This is a genomic window from Variovorax sp. PEI5 (assembly GCF_056679935.1).
The window spans coordinates 228,447-245,593 of sequence record NZ_JBWXPH010000004.1 but is presented as its reverse complement, the minus strand read 5'-3'; the positions used below and the strand labels follow the sequence as shown (position 1 = coordinate 245,593).

Here is a 17,147-nt window from a genome sequence, read left to right as displayed (position 1 = left end):
ACTGCGCACTGCTACAAGAGTTTTTCAGGTGTAATCGGCAGATCGCGCACCCGCTTTCCGGTCGCGTGATAGATCGCGTTGGCGATGGCGGCGGGAATCCCCACCATGCCCAGCTCGCCCATGCCCTTCACGCCAAGCGGATTGACGATGGTGTCTTCCTCCTCGACGAAGATGGTTTCGATGGCGTGAATGTCGGCGTTCACCGGTACGTGGTAATGCTGCAGGTTGGCGTTCATGATGCGGCCGTAGCGGTGGTCGATCTCGGTCGCTTCTTCCAGCGCCATGCCGATGCCCCAGACCACACCGCCGATTTCCTGGCTGTGGGAAGCGAGCGGATTCAGGATCTTGCCGCAGGCCGTGACCTCGATCACGCGGGTGACCTTCACGGTACCCAGGTCCGGGTCGACCTTCACTTCGACGAACTGCGCGCCGTGCGCGAGCGAGGCGTACTTTGCGCGCTCGGGGGAGGGCGTCGAATCGTAGGTCTCGGTGATCTCTCGGGTGCCGGTGCGGCGCATGACGTCGGCGATGACGACCGAGCGCGACGGATCGCCATTGCGGCGCAAGACGCCATCGAGCATCTCCACATCCGTGGCGCTCGAGCCCTTGAGCGGTGACGCGGGGTCCTGGTTCGCCAGATCGAGCAGCTTCGCGACGATGGTGAGCGCCGCACCGAGCACCGCCGAACCCACGCTGGAGGTCGTCCATGAGCCACCTTGCGCCGGCGCCTTCGGCTGCCTCGTATCGCCCAGCTCGAACTGCACCTGGTCCAGCCGGAGACCGAGGAACTCGGCGGCGATCATGGTCATCACCGTGTAGGTGCCCGGCCCGATGTCGCTGGTTGCGCTGGTCACGCCCGCCGTTCCATCGGCGCGGAAGGTGATGCGTGCGCTGGCGGGCATCTGCATCGCGCCCCAGACGCTCGAGGCCATGCCCCAGCCGACCAACAGACGACCGTCGCGCATGGACCGGGGCTCGGCCTTGCGGTGCTTCCAGCCGAACTTCTCGGCGCCCAGGCGGTAGCACTCGCGCAGCGCCTTGCTGGAGAAGGGCTTGCCGCTCTCCGGATCGACTTCGGCGTAGTTGACAAGGCGAAGCTCCATCGGATCGATCTTGAGCGCGTACGACAGCTCATCCATCGCGCATTCGAGCGCGAACATGCCGCTCACCGCACCCGGCGCGCGCATCCAGGTGGGCGTGGCTAGGTCCGTCGCCGCGACCTTGAGCGGCGCGTGTAGGTTTGGGCAGGCGTAAACCTGCCGCGTGAAGCTCGTGGTCGCGTCCGAGAAGACCTCGAACGACGAGGTGTTGTAGAACGCCTCGTGGATCATCGACGACAGCTTGCCGCTTCGATCGGCGCCGAGCGCGATCTTCTGGATGGTGTGTGGCCGGTAGCCGTGCCCGGTGAACATCTGCGTGCGCGTGTACACGACCTTGACCGGGCGCTTGAGTTCGCGTGCCGCCATCGCCGTCAACGAAGGGTAGTAGTTCGGCTTGAGCGACGCACCGAACGCACCACCGACGAATGGCGATACTACGCGGATGTTCCCGGCCGGCACGCCCAGGCTTTCTGCCAGATGCTTCTGCACGCCGAAGACCTCCTGGGTCTTGTCGAAGATCGTGAGCTGATCGGCCTGCCAGAAGGCGATGGCCGCGTGCGGCTCGATCGGGTTGTGGTGGTTGATCGGAATGCGGTACTCCGCTTCGACCTTGACCGCCGCGGCCTGCATCGCGGCGACAGGGTTGCCTCGGGGTGCGCCTTTCGCCGTGGCGGGGTCGGGCTTTGCGCGCGCCAGCACCGTCGAGAAGTCGGTGTTGTGCGGCTCGGTCTCGTAGGTGGCCTTCACCAGCCGCGCTGCGTACCGGGCCTGTTCGTAGCTCTCAGCCACGACGAGTGCGATCGGCTGAACGTTGAAGAACACGCGGTCAGATTGCAGTGGCCACGACCATGCCGGCAGCGCGCCGGTTGCAGGGGCCGGGCCGAGCTTGCCGCCGTTCAAATGCGTAAAGACGCGGATCACGCCGCCTGCCTGTTCGGCTTCGCGCGTGTCGATGGCCGAGATGTGGCCCTTGGCCACCGTGCTCAGCACGATGAAGCCGTAGGCGACGTTCGGGATCTGGAACTCGGCGGTGTACTTCGCCTTGCCGGTGACCTTCGCGAGCCCGTCGACCCGGGTCGTTTCCTTGCCTAGATAGCGTGCCATCTGATCTCCTTTCTCACGCCAGGCGCGAAGCGCACATCAGCGCCCGCACCACAGCACGATGACCAAGTTCTACTTTGTGGGCGTTGTGCGCGAGCGGTCGCGCATTGCGCAGCGCGGCTTCGACGGCGCGTTGAAAAGTCGCTTCGTCGGCACGCTGGCCCACGAGCAACGCTTCGGCCTCGGCACTGCGCCAGGGCTTGTGCGCGACGCTGCCCAACACCACGCGCGCCTGACGGATCTTGTTGCCGTCCATGTCCAGCGCGGCGGCCACGGACACCATGGCGAAGGCGTAGGAGGCACGGTCGCGGACCTTCAGGTAGTGCGAGTGGCCCGCGAAATCGCCTGAAGACACGGGCAGCTCGATTGCGACGATGAGGTCGCCATGTGCGAGGTTGTTGTCGTGCTCGGGCGTGTCGCCCGGCAGACGGTGAAAGTCGGTGATGACGATGAGCCGCTCGCGGCCGTCCGACGCGCGCACGCGCACCTTGGCGTCGAGTGCGTACAGCGCGGTGGCCATGTCGCCGGGGTAGGTCGCGACGCAAGCTTCGCTCCAGCCGAGGATCGCGCTGATCTTGTTGAGGCCCTCGCGCGCCCCGCAGCCGCTGCCGGCCTCCCGCTTGTTGCACGGCGTGGCCGTGTCGTAGAAGTAGTTGCAGCGCGTGCGCTGCATCAGGTTGCCGCCGTTGGTCGCCATGTTGCACAACTGCCCCGAGGCACCCGCGACGATGGCCTGGGTGAGCAACGGATAGTTCTCGCGGACCAGCGGGTGATTGGCCGTCTCGGTGTTGGTGGCCAACGCGCCGATGGACAGGCCAGCGCGCGTGCGCTGGATGTCCCGCAGCGGCAGGCGGGTGATGTCGACCAGGCGCGTCGGGCGCTCGATGTCTTCCTTCATCAGGTCCAGCAGATTGCTTCCGCCTGCGAGGTATTTGGCTTGCGGCATGGCCGACATGGCGGCGGTCGCGGAGGCTGCGTCCGTCGCCCGGACGTATTCAAACGGTCGCATGGCCGTCCTCCTTCTTGCCATCGATGGTCGTGGCCAGTTGCGTCTCGGTAGCGAAGCCCCAGGTCTGCGCGGCCTGGCGGCCCGAATGCACTTCCTGGATGGCTGCGACGATGCCCGGGTACGCACCGCAGCGACAGATGTTGCCGCTCATGCGCTCCTTGATCTCGTCGTCGCTCAGCCGCGTGGTGGTCTTGCCGACGTTTTCGGTGACGTGGCTGACCTGGCCGCGCTGGGCCTCGCCCAGCAGACCGACGGCCGAGCAGATCTGGCCCGAGGTGCAATAGCCGCACTGGAAGCCTTCGTGCTTGATGAACGCCGCCTGCATCGGATGCAGCTGATCGCCTTTCGCCAGTCCTTCGATGGTCGTGACCTCGCGGCCGTCCAGCGTCGCGGCCAACGTCAGGCAGGAGAGCACGCGTTGTCCGTCCACCAGCACGGTGCAGGCGCCGCACTGGCCCTGATCGCAACCCTTCTTGGAGCCTGTCAGCGCAAGTCGCTCGTGCAACGCATCGAGCAGCACGACGCGTGAGTCGATGTCCAGCGCAAGCGGTGTGCCGTTGACCCGGAAGCTGATCGTCACGACGTTCTGCGCCACGAAAGGTGCCGAGGCGGCGCCGGACACGGGCGCCAGCTGCGCGAGCGCGGACTCGGTGGCCAGCAGGTTCGCGGCAAAAAGGCCGATGCCGCTGCCACCGGTCTGCATCATGAAAGTGCGGCGCGCGTGCCCGACGTCGCTCAGCGCGGGCATTTCTCGCAGCAAGGCCGCTTCGTCGGCACTGAGCTCGGCCGGCGTGTCGTTCTGGATGTCGTGGGGCATGGACGGTGTCCTTTCAAAAAATGGGGATGCTTGGCAACTAGCGTTCAGTCCCTTGAGAACCGAACCCATGCGCTGCCCTGTCCAAGCGCTTGCGCCAGACCGTTCGGGTCATCCACCCGACCGAGGCGCGTGTACGCATACGGCGAATCGAAGGTCAGATAGAAAAGAACCACGGTGTTCGCGCCGAACAGCATGAGGTCACCGTTGCGGATCATTCCCGGTCGGCCGGGGTTCGCAGGCAACTCCCTCGGCAAGTCGAACTTCTTTTCGTTGCTGTTGAGATCGGTCATGTCGAGCGTCATCGGCAGTCGCGCAGTGAACGCGCGCGCGGCCTCCGTGTCGGCCAGGGTCACGGCCATGCGCCGTTCGCCGACGGTCATCCACAGGCGTGATTCGGCGTGGCTAGCGCCGACGGCGAGCAGGCCGATGCACAAACCCGCGAGGTGCAGGCGCCACGGCCGGCGAGGTTTGACCGTCGAGGCAGAAGGATTTCGGCTGGGGGTCATGTCGATGTCGTGCGGTCGGCACGCGCTGTCAGGAAAACCAGGAACGCGCCCACCAGCAACAAGCCGGCGCTGAAAGCGAAGGTGCCCCGGTAGCCGCTGCTGTCGAACAGCAAGCCGCCCACCGTGGAGCCGAGCGCGATGGAAAGCTGCACCACTGCCACCATGAGCCCGCCGCCGGCCTCGGCGTCTTGCGGCAGCGTGCGTGCGATCCACATCCACCAGCCGACCGGCGCTGCGGTGGCCACCAAGCCCCAAACACCCAGCAGGACCGTAGAGGCGGACACTGAGCCGCCGACGGCGATCAGCGTCACCGCGATGGCCGCCATCAACATCGGAATGATCGTTAGCGTTCGATAGAACCCCATCTTCAGAAACCGACCGATGACCGTGGTGCCGACGAAGCCCGCGACCCCCAACGTCAGCAGCACGAGCGACAGCGTCGAAACATCGATCCGCGTCACTGTCTCCAGGAAGGGCCGCAAGTACGTGAAGAGTGCGAACTGCCCCATGAAGAAGACGCCCACCGCCAACATGCCGAGCACGATCAGCCGGTTCTTTAAGAGCCTGAACACATTGCCCGAGCCCTGGGCACGTGTCTGCGCCTTCATGGCCGGCAGACTGAACCACTGCCAGACGAAGGCGATCACAGCGACCGGCACGAGACAGAAGAAGGCACCCCGCCAGCCGATGATCGAGGAGAGGAAGCTGCCGAGCGGAGCTGCCACAACGGTGGCCAGCGCGTTGCCGCCGTTGAAGATCGCGAGTGCACGCGGCACTTTGGACGGCGGCACGAGCTGCATAGCAGTGGCCGCCGACATGGACCAGAAGCCACCGACCACGACACCGATGAGCGCCCGGCCCGCCATGTAGGTCAGGTAGTTCGGCGCGAGCGCGACGATGGCCCCGGACAGGCACATCAGCGCAGTCAGCGACAAGAGAAGTTTCTTGCGGTCGATCCTCGTGGCGATCGCCGCGACTGACAGGCTGGTGAGCACCGCGAAGACACCGGAGATTGCGATGCCCTGTCCGGCCATGCCTTCGGTGACATGGAGGTCGGCGGCCAACGGCGTCAGCAGGCTGACGGGCATGAACTCCGAGGCGATCAGCGCGAAGACGCACAGCGTCATCGCGAAGACACCGCCCCAGTGGGCAGGCTGTGCGTCGCGTCGTTCGTCGATGACGGCGCTGCCCGCCAGCGTACCAATAACTTGTGCCGTCATCAGGCGCTCCTCGCGGCGACGTGCATTTGGAAGAACGAGGAAGGGTTCTCGCTGTAATCGGAGAGGGTGCCTGCGTCGGTGTTCATGGTCGATGTTCCTTGAGAGCAAGTCTGCCGACCAAGGAGGAAATTGACTAGGTAATGAATACTTAATAAATTTATTAGTTACACTAATCAATCAACGCTGGAGATTCACATGCCAAGACGCAATCTCAACGACCTTCTGGCCTTCGTGACGGTAGCCCGCGAAGGCAGCTTCACCAAGGCGGCCGGCACGCTCGGCGTCACGCAGTCGGCGCTCAGCCAGGCGATCCGCGGGCTGGAAGAAGGGCTGCAGATCCGGCTGCTTACGCGCACCACGCGCAGTGTTGCGCCGACCTCGGCTGGCGAGCGGCTCATGAAAGCGATCGGCCACCGTTTTGACGAGATCGAGGCCGAGCTCGATGCGCTGACAGAATTGCGCGACAAGCCCGCAGGCACCGTGCGCATCACCTGCGGCGACAACGTGCTGCACACCGTGCTGCTGCCCAAGCTCACTCCGCTGCTGCGCGAGTACCCGGAGATCAAGCTGGAATTCGACATGAACTACAGCTTTCGGGACATCGTGGCCGACCGCTTTGATGCGGGCGTGCGCATGGGCAACACGATCGACAACGACATGATCGCGGTGCCGATCGGGCCACCGTTGCAAATGGCGGTGGTGGCCTCGCCCGGCTACTTCGCTGTGCATCCCATCCCCAAGACGCCGGCCGATCTGACGAAGCACGCCTGCATCAACCAGCGAATGCCAACATCGGGCGGACTCTATGTTTGGGACTTCGAGAAGCGTGGTCGCAAGGTCAACGTCCGCGTGGATGGGCCGCTCATTTTCAACACGGCGCCGCCGCAAGTCGACGCATCGCTGGCTGGGCTCGGCATCTCGCTGCTGCCGGAAGATGAACTGATGGCTCACGTGGATGCGGGCCGGCTTGTCCGCGTGTTGCAGGACTGGTGCCCAAAATTTGCCGGCTACCACCTGTATTACCCCAGCAAGCGCCAGCCTTCTCCGGCCTTCTCGCTGGTAGTGAAGGCATTGCGCTTCAGCGCTTCGCGGTAGCGTCAACTTGCTCGGGTTTGCTGTACGCGACCACGCGAGCAGTGTCAGACTTGATACCACCGGCCGTCCGCTTTTGACCGCAGCGGTCGTTCATTGACCGACGGTGACCGGAAGCTCTCAGTCTGAAGCAGTCATCGAAGCTCAACACCAAACGTCTGTTTAGGTAAGACAACCACCGTGGGTTGGTTTCAGACAAGCTCATGAAGCCCCGTGCGAATCCAGATAGGTTAATGCTCACTCCACGTGCTCTACGACCAACCGCGCCGCCACGAGATCCTCCAGCGCCGTACCGACCGACTTGAAAACCGTGCGACGTATTCCCTCGCGATCGTGGACACTTCCTACCGCCATCCGCACCAGATCTGCGAAGGTGCCACGCACGTCCCCTGCCGAAAACACCTCCCGAGACATCGGCCCTAACAGATCACCGCTCTTCATCAACGCCTCCCCCGTATCAACCCATAGACCGACATCCCAGCCAAAGCAAGCATCGTCCGCCTCCCGCATCGCCGGCGTGAAGCCACCGATCAGATCCAAATGCGTCCCGGCGCGCAGCAGCGCACCGTGGATCAGCGGCTCCGTCGCCAACGTGGCCGTGCTGACGATGTCCGCCTCTCTCACCGCCGATGACAGATCGATGGCGGCATCGACAACACCCTCGAACCCACCCGCGCGCAACTCATCGACCAGCCCACGCGCAGCCTCCGGGTTCCGACTCCACACCGTGACCCGCTCGATCCCCGGCCGCACCACCTTGTAGGCTGCCGGCAGCAACCGCGCCACGCGTCCCGCCCCCACCACCAGCAGATGCCGCGCATCTTTCGGCGCGAGGTAGCTCGCCGCCAACGCCGATGCGGCAGCCGTGCGGCGCGACGTGATCTCGTTACCATCCATCATCGCCAGCGGCATGCCGGTACGGGCGTCGTACAGCAGGTAAGTCGAATGCAGCGCGGGCAGGCCCTGGCTCGCATTGCCAGGGAAGATGCCGACGGTCTTGATGCCAAGGTAGGCGCCGGGCTGCCACGCCGGCATGACGAGCAGCGTGCCGGCAAGCTCGCCATCGGCGCCAGCGACCGCGTGCACGTGCCGCGATGGCACTTCGCACCCGCTCTCGAACATGGCGCGCAGTGCCGGAATGAGCCGTTCGAATGGCAGCGCATCGCGGGTGGCGGCGGCGTCGATGACCCTCATGAGGAAGCCGCACCCTCCTGCTTCCCCGTCTGCTGTCCCGTCTGCTTCCCCTCCAGCAACTTCACCAACGCCCACAGCGTCCGGTTCACCGGCGTCGCGATCCCCAATGCCTCGCCCCGTCGCACCACCAGCCCGTTGAGGTAGTCGATCTCCGTCCGCTTCCCGCGCGCCAGGTCCTGCGCGGTGGAGGAAAACTGCGCGGGCATGCTCTTCACCAGTTGCGCCACGCCGGCATGGGCGTCGCCGGGCAGCGTCACGCCATCGGCGGCGGCCACGGCCAGCACCTCGTCGACCACGTCGCGCATCACGTCCTTCGCGCCCTCGCCTTCGACCACGCGGCCATAGGGCAGCTGGGTAATGGCGGACAGGGCGTTGTAGGCGCAGTTCATGATCAGCTTCATCCACAGCGCGCCGCGCACGTTGTCCGACACCTGGGTCGGCATGCCGGCGGCGGTCAGGGCGGCGGCCATGGCGTCGCTGGTGGGCGAGGGTTCGATGACCAGCTCGCCGCGCCCATGGTGGCGGACGTGGCCGGGGCCGGCCATCTCGGTGGCGACGTAGACCACGGCGGCGGCGACGTGCTCCGGCGGCAGCACGGTGCGCAGCCGGTCGGCGTTGTCGACGCCGTTCTGCAGGCACAGCACCAGCGCGTCGGATTTCAGGTGCGGGCGGATGTCGGCGCCGGTGGTCTCGGTGTCGCCGGACTTGACGCTGAACAGCACCAGGTCGGCGCCGGCCACGGCCTCGGGCTCGGTGCTGGCTTCCACCTTCACGTGCTCGTCGAAGGCGCGGGTCTCGATGCGCAGGCCGTTGGCCCTCATCGCCTCGACGTGCGCCGGCCGGCCGATCAGCACGACATCGTGGCCGGCGCGGGCCATGAGGCCGCCGTAGTAGCAGCCGACGGCGCCAGCGCCCATCACGGCGACTCGGAGACGGTGGGACGGGGAAGGAGCAGCAGCACCAACAGCCATGGCGTGGGAGTGATCGCGTTCGATCGTGGAGACGGAGGATTTCGATTATGGGGAGCGACCCCACCGGAGCGCCATGGCGGATTGACACCTTGACGACTCGAAAGATCGGGCCACGGACACGCGTCTCCCTACAATTTGATCGGCAGATCCTTGCCCCTATCAAGTTCGAAGAAGAACGACGGAGACATCCATGCAGAGACGCAATTTGCTGCGGCGCGCGGTCGCGGGCGGCGCCGTGGCGGCGGTGACGGCACCGGCCCTGGCGCAGTCCTCGGCCACGCCGGAGATCCGCTGGCGCATCGCCTCCAGCTATCCCAAATCCCTCACCTCCATCTACGCGGCCATGGACATGGTCACCAAGCGCGTGGGCGAGCTCACCGGCGGCCGCTTCAAGGTCTCGCTGCACGCGGCGGGCGAGCTGGTGCCGGCGCTGGGCGTGTTCGACGCGGTGGAGACCGGCACCATCGAGGCCGGCCACAGCGCGAGCTACTTCTACATCGGCAAGGACCCGGCCTTCGGCTTCGCCACGGCGCTGCCTTTCGGCCTCAGCCTGCGCGGGCAGAACGCCTGGCTCTACCAGGGCGGCGGGCAGGCGCTGATCGACCAGTTCATGGAGCGCTATGGCGTCTTCGCGCTGCCGGTGGGCAACACGGGCGCGCAGATGGCCGGCTGGTTCCGCAAGGAGATCAAGAGCGCGGCCGATCTCAACGGCCTGAAGTTCCGCGTCGGCGGCCTGGGCGGCATGGTGCTGTCCAAGCTGGGCGTGGTCACGCAGCAGATCGCCGCCGGCGACATCTATCCCGCCCTGGAGAAGGGCGTGATCGACGCCGCCGAGTTCGTCGGCCCGCTGGACGACGAGAAGCTGGGCCTGAGCAAGGTCGCCAAGTACTACTACTACCCCGGCTGGTGGGAAGGCTCGGCCACGCTGTCGCTGCTCGTCAACCAGAAGGCGTGGGCCGCCTTGCCGGCGCAGTACCAGGCGGCCATGAAGGTCTCGTCGGCCGAGGCCAACCAGTGGCTGACGGCCAAGTACGACGCCGAGAACCCGCAGGCCCTGCGCCGGCTGGTGGGCGCAGGGGCGCAGCTGCGCGCCTTTCCCAAGGACGTGACGCAGGCCTCGTTCAAGGCCGCCACCGAGCTCTACGACGAGCTGTCGACCAAGAGCCCGGCCTTCAGGAAGATCTTCCAGGAGTGGTCGAAATTCCGCAGCGAGCAGGTGGTGTGGCAGCAGTTCTGCGACCTGCCCTTCGACAACCTGATGGCCTCGCTGGTGCGCCCGCCCAAGAGTTCCTGATGACCGCCGCGATCGACCGGGCGCTGTCCATCGCGGACCTCCGCGAACTGGCGCGCGGCAGACTGCCCCGCTTCGTCTTCGAGTTCATCGACGGCGGCGCCGAGGACGAGATCACCCTGGCGCGCAACCGCCGGGGCTTCGAGGAGATCGCCTTGCTGCCGCGCGTGCTGGTGGATGTGGCGCGGCCGTCGCTGGCCACGTCCATCCTGGGCCGCCCCAGCGCCGCGCCGATGGTGGTCGCGCCGATGGGCTCGTGCGCGCTCGGCTGGCCCGATGCCGACGTGGCGATCGCCCGCGCGGCGGCGGCCCACGGCATCCCCTACACCCTCTCGACCATGGCCACGACATCGCTCGAGACCCTGGCCCGCGCGGTGCCGGGCCGGCTGTGGTTCCAGCTCTACACCCTGCGCGATCGCGCCTTCACCGCCGCGCTGGTGGACCGCGCCGCCGCCGCCGACTACGAGACGCTGGTGGTGACCCTGGACCTGGTGACCGGCGGCAAGCGCGAGCGCGACCTGCGCAATGGGGTCTCGGTGCCATTACGGCTGGGTCCGCGCCAGCTGCTGCAGATGCTGGCGCGCCCGGGCTGGACCTGGCGCGCCGCGCGGCAGGGCTCGCCCCGCTTCGAGAACGTGCGCGACCTCGCCGCCGATGGCGATGCCGGCCTGACCATCGCGGCCAGGGTCGGGCAGATGCTCGATGCCGCCTTCACCTGGGACGACCTGGCGCGCATCCGCGACCGCTGGCCGCGCCGCCTGGTGGTCAAGGGCGTGCAGCACCCGCAGGACGCCGACCGCCTGGCCGGCATGGGCATCGATGGCATCTGGGTCTCCAACCATGGCGGGCGGCAGCTCGACGGCGCCGCCGGCGCGGTCGACTCGCTGCCGGCGCTGGCGCATGCCGTGCGCGGCCGCGCGGAGATCATGATCGACTCGGGCATCCGGCGCGGGGTCGACATCGTCAAGGCGCTGGCGTCGGGCGCAGGCTGTGTCGCGTTCGGCCGGCCGGTGTTGTTCGGTGCCTGCGCGGCCGGCGAGCGCGGGGCGCATCGCGCGATCGGCATCCTGGTCGACGAACTGGAGCGCGCCATGAAGCTGTGCGGCACGCCGGACATCCCGGCCATCGACCGATCGCTCCTCCGGATGCCGGGCCGCCCGGTCTGAGGTGCCAGGCGCTCTTCCACAACTACAGACTCGCGTCAATGACCGACGAACCCAACCCCGACACCGCCACCGACGACCCGTCTCCCGCCGCCGAGGCATCCGGCGGCGGCGCCGCCACCAGCGGCGTCGCGGTGCTCGACCGCGCCTTCGCGCTGCTGGGCGCCTTCGGCAGCGCCGATGTCGGGCTCAGCCTGACCGAGCTGGCGCGCCGCACCGGCCTCTACAAGAGCACGGTGCTGCGGCTGCTGGGCGCGCTGGAGCATGGGGGCTACATCCGCCGCACCGCGCAGGGCCTGTATGCCATCGGCCCCGAGCCCCTGCGCCTGGCCGCGATCTACCAGGGCTCGTTCAGCGTCGCCCACGTGGTCGAGCCGCTGCTCAACCAGCTGAGCATGGGCCGGGGCGAGACCGCCTCGTTCTACATCCGGCGCGGCGACCGGCGCGTGGTGCTGTTCCGCGCCGAGCCGCCGCGCGCCATCCGCTTCTCGATCCGCGTGGGCGAGGAGTTCACGCTCGACCAGGGTGCCTCGGGCAAGGTGCTGGTGGCCTTCGAGCGCGGCATGCCAACCAGCGGCGGCCCGGAGCCGCTGTGGCGCGTCTCGCATGGCGAACGCGATCCGGAGACCGCTTCGCTGGCCGTGCCATTGTTCGGCGCTGGCGGCGGGCTCCAGGGCGCACTGACCCTGTCCGGGCCGGCCTCGCGGCTGGGCGGCGCCGAGGCGCTGCGCGATGGCTGCGCGCTGCTGCTGGAAGCCGCGCGCAAGGCCAGCGCCGCGCTGGGCGGCGGCGAGGCGGTCTACGACGCGGCGCTGGAGCGGCTGGCCGGGCTGGGCGCCGGCGCGTTCGCGGCCGCGCCGGGTTCGGCGAAGGGAAACGTCGCGACGTGCTCCCACGGGCCGCCGACGTAGTACCAGACCTGCAGGCCCGTCGCCTGGACGGCATGGGGCACGAACTCCAGCGCCAGCTCGGCATGCAGCTGCCGCGCGACGGCGGACTCGACCTTGTTCTGCACCGTCACGTGCAGCGGCCCGTGCCAGGCGCGGTCCTGCCGGCCGAGCAGCGGCGTCCAGCGCACGACCAGCGCATCGCGCAGTGCCAGGCCCGGCTCGGACGTCATCGCATAGGCCACGCCGCCGCCCAGGAACAGCACGCGATCGACCGCCAGCGCGAAGGCCTCGGTCCGGCCGGCCAGGTCCGCGACATCGGCCAGCACCTCGTCGAGCGCGGTCACCGGCAGGGCATGGAACAGCGTGACGTGGGCATCGAGCCAGTTGCGGTGGGCCGGGAAATGGGCCTGGCGCAGTCGGGTGAAGTGCTCGGCCGCCGAGTCCTCCATGCGCAGGGTGATGATGAGAGCGGTCGGGTCCATGGGTGCGTGGTCGTGACGGAGCATCGATTCTGCGGCCGGAACGGGCCCCGATGCCGCGCCGCCGGTGGGACGGACGTCCAGACGAGCCCCTGTCCGGCGTGGCGTGCGCTCGCTTCCGGCAAGAAAAGCGAAACGACGTCATGTCGCGCGGCCCCGGCGCCATCGATCCGGCGCCGCGGACACCGCGTCCGACCCGCAACCCCTCCCTCCGTCCGTCCGTCCGTCCGATCCCATGAACCCACTCGATGGCTCGTCTGCGGCACGCATGCCGCGCCCCCTGGTCTTTCTCAACGCCGCGGTCCTGGCGGCGATCCTGCTCTCGAGCATCGAACCCCACGACCGGCTGACCTGGCTGATGGAGATCGCCCCGCTGGCCTTCGTCCTGCCGCTGCTCTGGCTCACCTGGAAGCCGTTCCCGCTCACCACCGTCCTCTACCTCGGCATCGCGATCCAGTGCGTGGGGCTGGTGGCAGGCGCGGCCTACACCTTTCCGCGCGTGCCGCTCGGCCAGTGGCTCGTGGAAGCCTTCGACCTGGCCCGCAATCCCTACGACCGCATCGGCCACTTCGTGCAGGGCTTCGTGCCCGCGCTGGCGGTACGCGAGTTGTTCGTCCGCCGCACGAACCTGCGCTCGCGGTACCTGCTGCCATTCCTGACGGTGTGCGTGGTCATGACGTTCAGCGCCACCTACGAACTCGTCGAATGGATGGCTGCCGTGACGGTGGGCGCGGGCGCGGAGGACTTCCTGGGCATGCAGGGCGATCCCTGGGATGCGCAGGCCGACATGGCCTGCGCGCTCGTCGGCGCGATCTGCATGCTGGTGGCGCTGCCCCGCTTCCATGACCGGCAGATCCAGCGGCTCGCGGCATCGACACCGCGCGCGCAGGCGACGCCGGCGGGTCGCGGACTGTCGTCGCAGCGGCCGCAGGGGCGTTGATCACCGCTTTCTTCGTTCTGCTTTCTTCGCCTGCGTCTTCGTCTTCGTCTTTGTCCGCGACGGTTCAGTCCGTCACGGGCGTGTCGAAGCCTGACTCGCAAGCCACCCGGGCCCGCCAGTCCTGCGGTACCCGCTGGGCCACCGGCCAGCCCATGAAGTGCCAGGTGACGAAGTAGTGCGCCGTGTCCTCGTGCGGGATGTTGGTGTGACGAACTCGAAATCGCTCTCGTTGTACTGGACGGTGTAGTCGCGGCGCGGATACGTCTCGATGAGCCGCCGGTCGGCGGCGAAGGCATAGCGCGCGAGCACCGCCTCGATGATCTCGACGGGGCTCTGGTCCTGATAGACCCGGCAGTCGGTCGTCAGCGTGGCCAGATGCAGCCAGGGCCGCAGCGTGAGTTCGTACAAGGCGTGGCGGCTGCTCTCGCCGATGAAGCGAGCCCGCGTGATGAGCCCGGAGATCTCACGCTCGCCCGCCCCCTGGTTGGCACCAACGCCACCGGGCATCCCGGGCACGAAGCTGCCATGGCCTTCGAGCTCGATGCCGCAGGTGAGCTCCAGGCCGATGAAGCCATCCAGATCGAAGTTCGCCCCCTCGCCAGCCTTGAAGTTGTACGCGTCGGGCGTCTGCAGGATCAGTCGGTACTCGAACAGGTTGTTGACGCCCTCGCGGCCCTGCAGCTTCAGCGGCACCAGCGCCGGCGTGCCAGCCACTTCGGGGATCGCCGCGCTTCGCACCGTCAAGGCTCGGGGGGCATGGAAAAGAGTCATCTGCATCTCCTGAAGACCCATAAGTCAGCAATTGCCATTGCCTTCAAGACAACGTTTCCACAATGATCCTGGATGAGTGGATTCGCATCGAATTTCGCTCGTCCTTCGAGATGCAATTCCATTGCGACTCATGCGCTGCCTCTCGATCGATTGCATTCCATCGCCCAGCGACCCTGATCGAACCACATGCGCTTCTTGCCGCATGCCGACCCATCGATGGTTGATCCAGCATCGATGATGGGTGTCGTCGTCGCGGCAACCCGCACGCCCATGGGGCCGACGCCCGGAGCCGCCCTGGTCATGGTCCCGCAACGAATCTCGGAAAAGACCCAGGCGCACAGGAGATCAGCCGCAATGGATTTCATGAGGACGTTGCATTGACTCCACATAGCCGCAGTCCGACATTCATGTTTCTCAACCAAAGTATTCTTTTATTGAAATTCACTTACTCGCCCTCTCCATAAGTATTAATTTATCGAGATCAAGGATGTGGCATTGATGCACGTCCGAATTGAATTGCAGGCATTTTACGTGATGGATGCGGGCATGCATCCTGACAATGCTGCCGGTCATTGAAATTGCCGATGACTCTGGCGACATGCCCGACCTGAACCGGCATTCGCTCGCCGCGAGCATTGCCTCGCGATTCGTCGGTCGATCACCAATGACCGGACCCCCCCGTCACCAGGAAGTGATGCGGGATTCGCCCAGCCATGCAATGACCGGCGAGCGATGCCGCCGGCCTGTCGTGGTGCCGGCGGCGGGCCGGGGCAGCGGTGGTGACGCCAGCCTGGATGCGTGCACTCTTGCGATTCGTCCCGAGTGGATCGCCACCCGTGGAAGCCTCACGCCTGGCGCGGACTTCCCAGCACGCCGACCAGCGTCTCGGCCAGCAGGCCGAGGTCGACGGGCTTGTCGAGATGGGCATCGAAGCCCGCCGCCTGCGCCTCGGCGCGATCGACATCGCGCGTCATGCCCGACACCGCGATCAGCGCCAGCTGCCGCGTGGCATCGTGCCGGCGCAGCTGCCGGGCCAGCCAGTGGCCATCGCGCTCGGGCATGGCGAGGTCGGAGATGACGGCATCGAAGCCGCCCGCCAGGGCCAGCCGGACCGCCTCCTCGGCATCCCCGCACAGCGTCACCCGTGCGCCCTCGCTTTCCAGCAGGGCACCGAAGGCCTGCAGCAGCTGCGGTTCGTTGTCGACCACCAGCACGCGCAGGTCGCCCAGGAGATGATGGGCCCCGCGCTCCTGCGCCGCGATGGCCGAAGGCGAGTCTTGGAGCGGCAACCAGACCTTGAAGCACGCGCCCCGTCCCAGCCCGGGCGACTCCGCCGCCACCCGCCCGCCATGGAACTCGGCCAGCTGCTTGACCAGCGCCAGGCCGATGCCCAGGCCGCCGGTGCGGCGGTTCAGGCCGGTGTCGACCTGCCGGAACATCTCGAAGACGCCCTGCAGGTGCTCCAGGTCGAGGCCGATGCCCGAGTCCCTGACTGCGAGGCAGGCCATGCCGTCGGCGGTGGTGAGCTCGACCTCGATCGTGCCGCCCGGTGGCGTGAACTTGACCGCGTTGGTGACCAGGTTCCAGACGATCTGCTCGACCCGCACCGGATCGGCATGGATGGTCGCGGGCACGGTTCTCACCCGCAGGTGCTGCGACTTCTGCGCCGCGTCGTCGCCGATCGCCTCGACGATGTTGGCGATGGTCTCGGCCCAGTCGAAGAACGACGGCGTCAGCACCAGCTTGCCCATGTTGGCGCGCGAGAACTCCAGCAGGTCGTTGATGATGTGCAGCTGGCTGGTCACCGCCGTGTCGATCGACGCCGTCGCGCGCAGCGCGCGCTCGTGGCCCTGGAGCGCCGGCAGGCGGGCCAGCAGCTGGGCGTTCATCTTGATGACCGACAGCGGGTTCTTGAGCTCGTGCGAGACCACCGCCAGGAACTCGTCCTTCATGGTGCTCACCTCCTGCAGCCGGTCGCGCGTGGCGCGCTCGGTCTGCAGCGCGATCTCGCGCTGGCGCTCGCGCAGCTCCTCCTGGGTGAAGTTGCGGCAGATCTTGGCGAAGCCGACGATGCCGTCGCCCTCCAGTGGCACGGTGATGCCGCTGCAGAAGACCTTCTCGCCATCCCGGCGGACGTGCCAGTGGTCGTCCTCGGCGCGACCGGACTCGCGCGCGCGCTGCAGCTCGCGCTCCGGCAGCCCGGCGCGCCGGTGCTCCTGCGAGAAGATCAGACCGAAGGACTGGCCGATCGCCTCGTCGGCGGTGTAGCCCAGGATCTTCTCGGCGCCGGGACTCCAGGTGACGATGACGCCGGCGCCGTCCATGGTGATGATGGCGTAGTCGCGCATGCTCTCGGCGACCAGCCGCATGCGCTGTTCGCTCTGCCGCAGCCGGTCCTCGACCAGCCGGCGCAGGCTGATGTCGAAGAACGCCAGCACGGCGCCTTCGATGCGGTCCTCGGTGGTGCGGTAGGGCACCACCCGGGCCAGGAACCAGCGGTTGTCGTTGCTGCGCACCTCGCGCTCGCTGCGCGTGAGGTTGTGCAGCACGTTGCGCACGTCCCGCGCGCGACAGCTCCGGATAGTCCAGCCGATGGGTGATGT

At 67.2% G+C, this 17,147-nt stretch carries 16 protein-coding genes; 5 read left to right on the top strand and 11 right to left on the bottom strand.

Going from position 1 to position 17,147, the window contains the following annotated elements:
- Positions 1-11 precede the first annotated feature (11 nt).
- The 5 genes from AC1MLT_RS22860 to AC1MLT_RS22840 are packed head-to-tail and all read right to left on the bottom strand — an operon-like array spanning position 12 to position 5,753.
- On the bottom strand, positions 12-2,204 hold the full coding sequence (locus AC1MLT_RS22860) for a xanthine dehydrogenase family protein molybdopterin-binding subunit (protein WP_481036724.1): 2,193 nt from the start codon (positions 2,202-2,204) through the stop codon (positions 12-14).
- Positions 2,205-2,217: 13 nt separating this feature from the next.
- On the bottom strand, positions 2,218-3,210 hold the full coding sequence (locus tag AC1MLT_RS22855) for an FAD binding domain-containing protein (protein WP_481036723.1): 993 nt from the start codon (positions 3,208-3,210) through the stop codon (positions 2,218-2,220).
- Positions 3,197-4,027, bottom strand: coding sequence for a 2Fe-2S iron-sulfur cluster-binding protein (locus AC1MLT_RS22850; RefSeq protein WP_481036721.1), 831 nt, complete (start codon positions 4,025-4,027; stop codon positions 3,197-3,199). The genes AC1MLT_RS22855 and AC1MLT_RS22850 overlap by 14 nt, the downstream gene beginning before the upstream one ends.
- Positions 4,028-4,071: 44 nt before the next feature.
- Positions 4,072-4,533: a cyclophilin-like fold protein gene (locus AC1MLT_RS22845; protein WP_481036720.1), complete on the bottom strand. Its 462-nt coding sequence runs from the start codon at positions 4,531-4,533 to the stop codon at positions 4,072-4,074.
- On the bottom strand, positions 4,530-5,753 hold the full coding sequence (locus AC1MLT_RS22840; protein ID WP_481036719.1) for an MFS transporter: 1,224 nt from the start codon (positions 5,751-5,753) through the stop codon (positions 4,530-4,532). Before AC1MLT_RS22840 ends, AC1MLT_RS22845 begins: the two co-directional genes overlap by 4 nt.
- A 195-nt stretch (positions 5,754-5,948) precedes the next feature.
- On the opposite strand from AC1MLT_RS22840, the gene AC1MLT_RS22835 reads away from it, so the two are divergent.
- On the top strand, positions 5,949-6,848 hold the full coding sequence (locus AC1MLT_RS22835; RefSeq protein ID WP_481036718.1) for a LysR family transcriptional regulator: 900 nt from the start codon (positions 5,949-5,951) through the stop codon (positions 6,846-6,848).
- Between the two features lie 234 nt (positions 6,849-7,082).
- Here the strand turns inward: AC1MLT_RS22835 and lhpI are convergent, their stop codons facing one another.
- A complete protein-coding gene (gene lhpI / locus AC1MLT_RS22830) occupies positions 7,083-8,039 on the bottom strand; it encodes a bifunctional Delta(1)-pyrroline-2-carboxylate/Delta(1)-piperideine-2-carboxylate reductase (protein ID WP_481036716.1) in 957 nt (318 codons plus the stop codon).
- Positions 8,036-8,956, bottom strand: coding sequence for a ketopantoate reductase family protein (locus AC1MLT_RS22825; RefSeq protein WP_481036714.1), 921 nt, complete (start codon positions 8,954-8,956; stop codon positions 8,036-8,038). The genes lhpI and AC1MLT_RS22825 overlap by 4 nt, the downstream gene beginning before the upstream one ends.
- A 244-nt stretch (positions 8,957-9,200) precedes the next feature.
- On the opposite strand from AC1MLT_RS22825, the gene AC1MLT_RS22820 reads away from it, so the two are divergent.
- Genes AC1MLT_RS22820 through AC1MLT_RS22810 form a run of 3 tightly spaced genes read left to right on the top strand, consistent with a single transcriptional unit; the run spans position 9,201 to position 12,375 of the window.
- Positions 9,201-10,304 (top strand): TRAP transporter substrate-binding protein, encoded by a 1,104-nt coding sequence (locus AC1MLT_RS22820; protein ID WP_481036712.1) that lies wholly within the window; start codon positions 9,201-9,203, stop codon positions 10,302-10,304.
- Positions 10,304-11,467: an alpha-hydroxy acid oxidase gene (locus tag AC1MLT_RS22815; RefSeq protein ID WP_481036711.1), complete on the top strand. Its 1,164-nt coding sequence runs from the start codon at positions 10,304-10,306 to the stop codon at positions 11,465-11,467. The genes AC1MLT_RS22820 and AC1MLT_RS22815 overlap by 1 nt, the downstream gene beginning before the upstream one ends.
- 38 nt (positions 11,468-11,505) lie before the next feature.
- Positions 11,506-12,375, top strand: a complete 870-nt coding sequence (locus AC1MLT_RS22810) for an IclR family transcriptional regulator (RefSeq protein WP_481036710.1) — start codon at positions 11,506-11,508, stop codon at positions 12,373-12,375.
- On the opposite strand, the gene AC1MLT_RS22805 is transcribed toward AC1MLT_RS22810, so the two are convergent.
- The gene (locus AC1MLT_RS22805; protein WP_481036708.1) at positions 12,264-12,836 is read right to left on the bottom strand and encodes a 2'-5' RNA ligase family protein; all 573 of its coding nucleotides are present in this window, start codon (positions 12,834-12,836) and stop codon (positions 12,264-12,266) included. The genes AC1MLT_RS22810 and AC1MLT_RS22805 overlap by 112 nt on opposite strands.
- 232 nt (positions 12,837-13,068) lie before the next feature.
- On the opposite strand from AC1MLT_RS22805, the gene AC1MLT_RS22800 reads away from it, so the two are divergent.
- Positions 13,069-13,773, top strand: coding sequence for a DUF2238 domain-containing protein (locus tag AC1MLT_RS22800; RefSeq protein WP_481036707.1), 705 nt, complete (start codon positions 13,069-13,071; stop codon positions 13,771-13,773).
- 72 nt (positions 13,774-13,845) lie between these two features.
- On the opposite strand, the gene AC1MLT_RS22795 is transcribed toward AC1MLT_RS22800, so the two are convergent.
- The 3 genes from AC1MLT_RS22795 to AC1MLT_RS22785 all read right to left on the bottom strand — a co-directional run bounded on the left by AC1MLT_RS22795 (position 13,846) and on the right by AC1MLT_RS22785 (position 17,102).
- Positions 13,846-14,544 (bottom strand): contractile injection system protein, VgrG/Pvc8 family, encoded by a 699-nt coding sequence (locus AC1MLT_RS22795; protein WP_481036705.1) that lies wholly within the window; start codon positions 14,542-14,544, stop codon positions 13,846-13,848.
- A 128-nt stretch (positions 14,545-14,672) separates the two neighbouring features.
- On the bottom strand, positions 14,673-14,909 hold the full coding sequence (locus AC1MLT_RS22790) for a hypothetical protein (protein WP_481036704.1): 237 nt from the start codon (positions 14,907-14,909) through the stop codon (positions 14,673-14,675).
- A 480-nt stretch (positions 14,910-15,389) separates the two neighbouring features.
- Positions 15,390-17,102 carry a PAS domain-containing hybrid sensor histidine kinase/response regulator gene (locus tag AC1MLT_RS22785; RefSeq protein ID WP_481036703.1) on the bottom strand — a complete coding sequence of 571 codons (1,713 nt, stop codon included), beginning with the start codon at positions 17,100-17,102 and terminating at the stop codon, positions 15,390-15,392.
- Between the last annotated feature and the right edge of the window lie 45 nt (positions 17,103-17,147).

What these genes read in the sequence shown, in the direction of transcription:
- AC1MLT_RS22860 (WP_481036724.1), bottom strand. Translation starts at nt 2,204, where the DNA reads ATGGCACGCTATCTAGGCAAGGAAACGACCCGGGTCGACGGGCTCGCG.
- AC1MLT_RS22855 (WP_481036723.1), bottom strand. Translation starts at nt 3,210, where the DNA reads ATGCGACCGTTTGAATACGTCCGGGCGACGGACGCAGCCTCCGCGACC.
- AC1MLT_RS22850 (WP_481036721.1), bottom strand. Translation starts at nt 4,027, where the DNA reads ATGCCCCACGACATCCAGAACGACACGCCGGCCGAGCTCAGTGCCGAC.
- AC1MLT_RS22845 (WP_481036720.1), bottom strand. Translation starts at nt 4,533, where the DNA reads ATGACCCCCAGCCGAAATCCTTCTGCCTCGACGGTCAAACCTCGCCGG.
- AC1MLT_RS22840 (WP_481036719.1), bottom strand. Translation starts at nt 5,753, where the DNA reads ATGACGGCACAAGTTATTGGTACGCTGGCGGGCAGCGCCGTCATCGAC.
- AC1MLT_RS22835 (WP_481036718.1), top strand. Translation starts at nt 5,949, where the DNA reads ATGCCAAGACGCAATCTCAACGACCTTCTGGCCTTCGTGACGGTAGCC.
- lhpI (WP_481036716.1), bottom strand. Translation starts at nt 8,039, where the DNA reads ATGAGGGTCATCGACGCCGCCGCCACCCGCGATGCGCTGCCATTCGAA.
- AC1MLT_RS22825 (WP_481036714.1), bottom strand. Translation starts at nt 8,956, where the DNA reads ATGGGCGCTGGCGCCGTCGGCTGCTACTACGGCGGCCTCATGGCCCGC.
- AC1MLT_RS22820 (WP_481036712.1), top strand. Translation starts at nt 9,201, where the DNA reads ATGCAGAGACGCAATTTGCTGCGGCGCGCGGTCGCGGGCGGCGCCGTG.
- AC1MLT_RS22815 (WP_481036711.1), top strand. Translation starts at nt 10,304, where the DNA reads ATGACCGCCGCGATCGACCGGGCGCTGTCCATCGCGGACCTCCGCGAA.
- AC1MLT_RS22810 (WP_481036710.1), top strand. Translation starts at nt 11,506, where the DNA reads ATGACCGACGAACCCAACCCCGACACCGCCACCGACGACCCGTCTCCC.
- AC1MLT_RS22805 (WP_481036708.1), bottom strand. Translation starts at nt 12,836, where the DNA reads ATGGACCCGACCGCTCTCATCATCACCCTGCGCATGGAGGACTCGGCG.
- AC1MLT_RS22800 (WP_481036707.1), top strand. Translation starts at nt 13,069, where the DNA reads ATGAACCCACTCGATGGCTCGTCTGCGGCACGCATGCCGCGCCCCCTG.
- AC1MLT_RS22795 (WP_481036705.1), bottom strand. Translation starts at nt 14,544, where the DNA reads ATGACTCTTTTCCATGCCCCCCGAGCCTTGACGGTGCGAAGCGCGGCG.
- AC1MLT_RS22790 (WP_481036704.1), bottom strand. Translation starts at nt 14,909, where the DNA reads ATGAAATCCATTGCGGCTGATCTCCTGTGCGCCTGGGTCTTTTCCGAG.